This window comes from Brunnivagina elsteri CCALA 953 (genome assembly GCF_002289455.1).
GTDB classification, from domain to species: Bacteria; Cyanobacteriota; Cyanobacteriia; order Cyanobacteriales; family Nostocaceae; genus Brunnivagina; species Brunnivagina elsteri.
Genome location: NZ_NTFS01000378.1, coordinates 1 through 6,441 on the forward strand (window position 1 = coordinate 1; position 6,441 = coordinate 6,441).

Here is a 6,441-nt window from a genome sequence, read left to right on the forward strand (position 1 = left end):
CGTAGCGCGTACGTTCCGTAAGACTCCACTCAGAATGACAATTTATACCTTGTCCGACTTTTCAAACATACTCTAAGCATTAAATTTTGAATTCTGACTTCTTCCTAAGGCAAATATTTCTGCACCACATCCCAACCCGTTAGTGATACCCAAGCAAAGCCAAAAAATAAAATAATATTGATACTGACATGTACATATCTAGCCCAAGGATGGGAATTAATTTGCATAGCGGCAAAAGCTGAAGTCAAAACTAATACAACTGTTGTTAAACCTGCGATTAAATGGGATGAGTGTCCTAAGGAACCAAAATGACCTAGAGTTCCCACAATTCCAACTGCTAGTAGTAGTAATACCAGGAATACCATGCAGCCACCAATGGCATAGTGAAACAAGCGTAGAACTACAGTTTTATAAGTAAAATCACGAGTGTGTTGAGGGTGCTGTCGTCTTCGATACATGAATATTCCGGATGCTGCCAAACAAATATAAGCAAGTATCGATAAACCCATTGACCAAGCAGCGATTTTCCACAGCCAAATAAATGAAGGAAGGTTCAAGGGAAATAATCCATTTTTCGATGTGATAGACAAGATTACTTTACTGTTTAAGTAGAGTGTGATCGCATTTGGCGTTAAGCTTTGCCTATCGCTCTAAGCTAAAAAGCACCTAAATCATACATTAAGGCAGGCAGGGATGCCCACCCCACAAGAAGTATAATAATTTAGATTATATGATTTAAATGTGGAACAGCTTATCACCATATATATTTTTATTAATTAAATAACAAAATAGGGCTGCTTACCTGGGTATCAGAATGCTAAAGCCGGAAGGTTCAGCCGTCTCTGCTGTAGGAGGGGAGGTAAGTCCTACTCTTGGGCGAAAGTCTAAGTTTAGGCACTCCCCCGTGATTACAGAAGCTCCTAGTTCAGCCGAAGGCAACTAGGAGTAGTTCACGCTAAACCAACGATTTTTAGAGGTTTTGTTGTTTCTCCAGGGATTGGATGAATTGGTGACACCATAGTTGTTTGATTGATACTGTCACCTGATGTACGGGAACCATCGTCAAAATTTTCACTTTTAATATCGCTATCAAAATCGTCAACCATAAGGCGATCACACAGAATATTATCCGATATGATCGCGCTTGCCATCATCCCCGTATGAATCTCTAGGTGAGATGTTCTTGGAGCTTCAAACACTAGTCTCTGTCCAGGAAATACTACCCGTTCAAAGTACCAGTTAGGAACGTCAGAGATGCGTGCTACCTGGATTTTGCTGGTGGCATTTACGTAGCAGCAGAGAATCTTCCCAGATTGTTCAGGTGGTAAGGAGTCTAAAATTTGAGTCATAACTGCTGAGGAGCTTTACGCCACAATTTTACATTACAAAACCAAAGCTAACATCGGGTGATCCCACATGCTGTAACTGTCACTACCAACTATCATTTTTTACCAAATATCTATCTAAAGAGATGTGTAATAAGTGGAATAATTATTTTAAAGTAAGTAATATATAAATTTTCTTAAAATTATATGCTTTTATTTCATTTTTAGATTACACAATAAAGCCTTTTATATTTCGATCTAATTTTTGAAAAAAATGAATTATAAAACTAGCATGATAGGAAGTAGATGATATTGCCCAAAAGGCTTTGGAGTGATTTGCTGTCATGACAAAAGTAGATGCGATCGCATGAGTCGATACATTAGTTCAACCCAAATTTTATCTACTTTCTAGCAGAGATTTTCTATGAGATTTCCCACATCTAGCAAAACTATAATTATCATTGTGATGATTCCATCAATCGCAAATCCAACCAAGAATTTACCTTGGTTTGGTCCATGACGGCACGCAAACCACTTACTTTAATCTATCTATAACTATCTATGGATACTATGCATTTTTCGTCTCAAGGAATTTATTAACCCGTAATAACCAGGAAAAGGGATTTTTTCTCAACTTATTTCCCCATATGTCCGGTAAAATCAGATTATGAGACAAAAAGCAAAATAAATTTACAATTTATATAAGTTCATATATAAATCAGACAAAATTAAGTCAAACAAAATTCTTCACCCTTAAACGAAGGCAAAGATGGAAGTTAAACCCGAAATGATGGAAAACCGAATACTCTACGTTCGTCTTCCTTGTAACCCCATCTTTCCCATTGGGGTTGTCTATCTCTCAGATCACGTTCATAAGCAGTTTCCCAGCATCGAGCAGAAGATTTTCGACATGGGAACAGTACCCCCATTAGATTATGCTGCGGCTTTAGAGCGCTGTATTAATGAGTTTCAGCCGACATTACTGGTGTATTCTTGGCGTGATATCCAAATTTATGCACCAGTGGGGGGACGTGGTGGAAACCCTTTGCAAAACGCTTTTGAGTTTTACTATGCCCTGAATCCACTGATAAAATTACGTGGTGCTTTGGGAGGTTTGCGAATTTTCATCGCTTACTATGTGGAGCTATGGCGAAATATTGGGTTAATTAAACGCGGTTTGAAGCTTGCTCAAAAATACCACCCAGAAGCTCGTACTATTGTCGGTGGTGGTGCGGTGAGTGTATTTTACGAACAACTTGGTAAAAGTTTGCCTAAGGGAACGATTATCTCGATTGGTGAAGGTGAAACCCTGCTGACGAAGTTATTGAGTGGTAGCGAGATTGGGGATGAAAGGTGTTACGTTGTCGGGGGAGATGAACCCAGGCAGCGTTTAATCCACGAACAGCCCACACCACTAGAAAAATCTGCCTGCGACTACGATTATATTGAAAGCATCTGGTCGGAATTTAAGTATTATCTGCTGGAAAAAGACTTTTACATTGGTGTGCAAACTAAACGGGGTTGTCCCCATAATTGTTGTTACTGTGTGTACACCGTTGTTGAGGGTAAGCAGGTACGGATTAATCCTAGTGATGAAGTGGTTGCGGAGATGCGACAGCTTTATAACCGAGGTGTTCGCAATTTTTGGTTTACCGATGCTCAATTTATTCCCGCACGCAGGTTCATTGATGATGCGGTGGAATTATTACAGAAAATTGTCGATTCGGGGATGACGGATATTAATTGGGCTGCGTATATTCGTGCAGACAATTTAACACCAGAATTATCTAATTTGATGGTGAAAACCGGATTGAATTACTTTGAAATCGGTATCACCAGTGGTTCCCAAGAACTTGTGCGGAAAATGCGGATGGGTTATAACCTGCGAACGGTGTTGCAAAATTGCCGAGATTTAAAAGCAGCAGGTTTTAATGATTTGGTTTCTGTCAATTATTCGTTTAACGTGATTGACGAACGTCCAGAAACCATCCGACAAACGATCGCATATCATCGGGAACTGGAACGCATTTTTGGTGCGGATAAAGTAGAACCAGCGATTTTCTTTATTGGCTTGCAACCCCATACTCACTTGGAAGAATATGCTTTTAAGGAAGGTATTCTCAAACCAGGATACGATCCAATGAGTTTAATGCCTTGGACTGCCAAGAAATTACTGTGGAATCCGGAACCCCTGGGTTCGTTCTTTGGGGAAGTTTGCTTACAAGCATGGAAGCAAAATCCTAATGATTTTGGTCGTGAAGTGATGAAGATTCTGGAGGAAAAATTGGGTTGTTCCCCTCTGGAAGAAGCTTTGACTGCACCAGTTGAACCAAAGGAAAAGCAGTTGGTAAGTGCGAAGTGATGTATCTGTAATTAATTACGGTGTACATATAAATAAAATACTCGAACTTTACCCTAATCCTCAAGAACCCCACCCTAACCCTCCCCTTGCTAAGGGGAGGGAACTAGTACAGCACGGCGCAAGTCAACCGACTATTGTGAATACCAAACCTGCCAGAGGTTATAAACCTCTGTCTAATAGCGAAAGTCCTCTAAAAGAGGAATAAATTCAAGTCCTAAATGGCAGGCATATTTACGCCAACCTGTACTAGACTCTTATTTTCCCGTTGTGAATGGAAGGGAACTGAATTTTTATTTTCCCCCCTTGAAAAGCAGGGCTGATTCATCCCCTAAAACACCTTAAAAATCAAGGGTTCTAGCAATTTAAAACTGGTTATTTTGTTACCAGCGTGTCGAGAAAACGCACAAAGCTACGGATATCTGAGTGCTTAAAAGTTCATTTAATTGTCACCCTTACTTAGGCATTTATCGGTAACTATCTTGACAAATCCTGTTTAAAAGGGAACGAAACAGCCCTGCCTTGAAAAGGGGGATTCAATAGATTGAGTGACGGACAAAATCAGAGAATTATGTGTACAGGAGAAAAGCTAAAATAGATGTAGGTAGCTTTGTGGATTTAATATCTACATGAATGAAACTGTGACAATACTTACTAAAACACTACCACTTGTAAAAGACCCCGATCGCTTAGAAAGTCGTCTAGCTGAAATTCCTCCCGAACCTGGGGTTTATTTCATGCGTGATGATAACGATCGCATTATTTATATCGGTAAGTCTCGAAAATTGCGATCGCGTGTTCGTTCCTATTTCCGTGAGTCTCAACGTCTCAGTGAACGAATTGCGACGATGGTAAAGCTAATCAGCGATATTGAGTTTATCGTTACTGATAGTGAAGCGGAAGCACTTGCGTTAGAAGCAAATTTAATTAAGCAGCACCAACCTTATTTCAATGTCCTGCTAAAAGATGATAAAAAGTATCCTTATGTTTGTGTTACGTGGTCAGAAGATTATCCACGCATTTTTATTACCCGTAAGCGTCAACTAAGTAAGCAAAAAGATAAATATTACGGACCATATACTGATTCCCATTTACTTCGGGAAATTGTCCATATTTGTAAGCGGATTTTTCCCCTACGTCAACGTCCCCAACCTTTATTTAAAGACCGCCCCTGTTTGAATTATGATTTGGGAAGATGTCCCGGTGTCTGTCAAAAACTTGTCACCCCAGAAGATTATCGCAAAATTGTCCAGAAAGTAGCGATGGTTTTCCAAGGAAGGGTACAGGAACTCGTTGATATTCTCAGTGAAGGGATGCAAACACAAGCTGAAGCGTTGAATTTTGAGGCTGCTGCTCGATATCGCGACCAAATCAACGGTTTAAAGTCGCTTAATGCCGATCAAAAAGTTTCCCTTCCCGATGATACAGTTTCGCGGGATGCGATCGCTTTAGCAAAGGACGAAAATCACGCTTGTATTCAATTATTCCAAATTCGTGCTGGTCAACTTGTTGGTCGTTTGGCTTTTGTAGCAGATGGACATGCTGAACCTGAAGCCATTTTACAACGGGTTTTGGAAGAACATTACCAAACTGCCGATGATGTGGAAATTCCTACGGAAATTGTTGTGCAGCATGAGTTACCTGATAGCGATATTTTGGCGTTAGCTTTGACACAGCGCAAGGGTCGAAAGGTAAGTATTATTACACCGCAACGTCAACTTAAAGCTGAATTAATTGAGATGGTGGAACGCAATGCAGAATATGAGTTGCAACGTCTGCAAAAATTTGGCGATCGCAATCTTCAAGCAACGCAAGATTTAGCAACTATTCTCGATTTACCAGATTTACCCCATCGGATTGAAGGTTACGACATTTCCCACATCCAAGGTTCTAATGCAGTTGCTTCCCAAGTGGTATTTATTGATGGAATACCCGCAAAGCAGCATTATCGTCACTATAAAATCAAAAACCCAACGGTGACAATCGGACATTCCGATGACTTTGCTTCCCTCGCTGAAGTTATCCAAAGAAGGTTTCGTAAGTTTCTGGAGGAACCAGAATTAAAACGTCAAGGAAATCCCGATTTTCCCGACTTGGTAATGATTGACGGAGGCAAAGGACAGCTTTCGTCGGTGATTACGGTGTTGCAAGGGATGAATTTGCTTGAAGACGTGCGGGTTTGTAGTTTAGCAAAAAAACGCGAAGAAATTTTTCTCCCAGGGGAATCTTTACCTTTGGAAACCGATGCAGAACAGCCAGGAGTCCAGCTTTTACGACGTTTACGTGATGAAGCACATCGATTTGCTGTTTCCTTCCATCGTCAACAACGTAGCGATAAATTGACGCGATCGCGTTTAGATGAAATTCCTGGTTTGGGACATCACAGACAAAAGCTACTTTTAGCTCATTTCCGCTCGGTTGATTATATTCGGCAAGCTACAACAGAACAATTAGCTGAAGTTTCGGGGATAGGTTCCCATCTCGCTCAAGAAATTTACAACTATTTTCATCCGTAATTGATGATTGGAAAAATCCAATATCGATTACCCGCAGGGAGCAAGATGCTCCCACTACTTTTAAAAAATATGGTTCTCAAAATAGATGTGGTTTATAACCGTTGGTGGGTTAGGTATTTACCTACGACTATTGTTAGATAACTCCACAGAAAGAAATGCTCAATGTCATTCTGTAGCTTGCTACTTACAGAAGCCGCTTGCGCGTCTACCCGCAGGGTGGAACGTACGCGCTGAGTCGCAA

Annotated in this window: 5 protein-coding genes and 1 pseudogene; 4 read left to right on the forward strand and 2 right to left on the reverse strand. The window is 40.5% G+C overall.

Translation table 11 applies throughout. The features are described from left to right. Window positions 1-104 precede the first annotated feature (104 nt). Window positions 105-557 carry a DUF4079 domain-containing protein gene (locus tag CK510_RS24290; protein WP_095724127.1) on the reverse strand — a complete coding sequence of 151 codons (453 nt, stop codon included), beginning with the start codon at window positions 555-557 and terminating at the stop codon, window positions 105-107. A gap of 248 nt (window positions 558-805) precedes the next feature. On the opposite strand from CK510_RS24290, the pseudogene CK510_RS33650 reads away from it, so the two are divergent. Then, window positions 806-943 (forward strand): annotated as a pseudogene (locus CK510_RS33650) (RNA-guided endonuclease TnpB family protein); the annotation flags it as partial. A gap of 7 nt (window positions 944-950) precedes the next feature. Here CK510_RS33650 and CK510_RS24300 read toward each other — a convergent pair. Continuing rightward, window positions 951-1,349: a DUF1830 domain-containing protein gene (locus CK510_RS24300; protein WP_095724124.1), complete on the reverse strand. Its 399-nt coding sequence runs from the start codon at window positions 1,347-1,349 to the stop codon at window positions 951-953. Window positions 1,350-2,094: 745 nt separating this feature from the next. Between CK510_RS24300 and CK510_RS24305 the strand changes: the two genes are divergently transcribed. From CK510_RS24305 to uvrC, 3 genes are all read left to right on the forward strand, one after another. Then, window positions 2,095-3,687, forward strand: a complete 1,593-nt coding sequence (locus CK510_RS24305) for a photosystem II high light acclimation radical SAM protein (protein ID WP_095724125.1) — start codon at window positions 2,095-2,097, stop codon at window positions 3,685-3,687. Beyond that, window positions 3,677-3,892, forward strand: coding sequence for a hypothetical protein (locus CK510_RS24310; RefSeq protein WP_095724126.1), 216 nt, complete (start codon window positions 3,677-3,679; stop codon window positions 3,890-3,892). The genes CK510_RS24305 and CK510_RS24310 overlap by 11 nt, the downstream gene beginning before the upstream one ends. Window positions 3,893-4,325: 433 nt before the next feature. After that, on the forward strand, window positions 4,326-6,200 hold the full coding sequence (gene uvrC, locus CK510_RS24315; RefSeq protein WP_095724128.1) for an excinuclease ABC subunit UvrC: 1,875 nt from the start codon (window positions 4,326-4,328) through the stop codon (window positions 6,198-6,200). Window positions 6,201-6,441: the final 241 nt, after the last annotated feature.